Here is an 876-nt window from a genome sequence, read left to right as displayed (position 1 = left end):
GATGTAACTTTGGGACCTTAGCTGTTAGTCTGGGTTGTTCCCCTCTCGACGATTGATTTTATCACCCACCGCCTGACTCCTGTGATTACACATATAGTATTCTTAGTTTGATAGGGTTTGGTACCGTTGGTTACAGCCCTAGCCCATTCAGTGCTTTACCCCTATATATTACAACACAAGGCTATACCTAAATATATTTCGGAGAGAACCAGCTATCACGAAGTTTGATTGGCCTTTCACCCCTATCCACAAGTCATCCGAAAGCTTTTCAACGCTTGCCGGTTCGGTCCTCCACTGGCTCTTACACCAGCTTCAACCTGCTCATGGATAGATCACTTCGTTTCGGGTCTGCAGCATCTGACTAAAGCGCCCTATTAAGACTCGCTTTCGCTACGGCTTCACACTTGGCTTAACCTCGCCAGATACCACAACTCGCAGGCTCATTATGCAAAAGGCAGTCCATCACACGTCATATAGAATCGTGCTCTGAATGATTGTAAGCTAATGGTTTCAGGTTCTATTTCACTCTGCTCACTGCAGTTCTTTTCACCTTTCCCTCACGGTACTTGTTCACTATCGATCTGTAAGTAGTATTTAGGATTGGAGGGTGGTCCCCCCTGCTTCAGTCAAAATATCACGTGTTCCGACCTACTCAGGATTCCATTAAAGTTATCAAGAATTTAAAATACAGGAGTATCACCTTCTATGCTTTAGTTTTCCAACTAATTCTTCTATTCTCTTTAATCTTATATTATGGTCCTACAACCCCCTATACAAGTACAGGGTTTGTCCTAATCCGCTTTCGCTCGCCGCTACTAACGGAATCTCGTTTGATTTCTCTTCCTCTAGCTACTGAGATGTTTCACTTCACTAGGT

General features: G+C 43.8%; 1 rRNA gene. It reads right to left on the bottom strand.

What is annotated here, in order from left to right:
* A 23S ribosomal RNA gene (locus EII23_RS12090) occupies window positions 1-876 on the bottom strand; the annotation flags it as partial.

It is taken from the genome of Desulfovibrio sp. OH1186_COT-070 (genome assembly GCF_003860215.1).
Classification (GTDB): Bacteria; Desulfobacterota; Desulfovibrionia; order Desulfovibrionales; family Desulfovibrionaceae; genus Desulfovibrio.
This window is presented reverse-complemented; position numbering and strand designations above follow the sequence as displayed.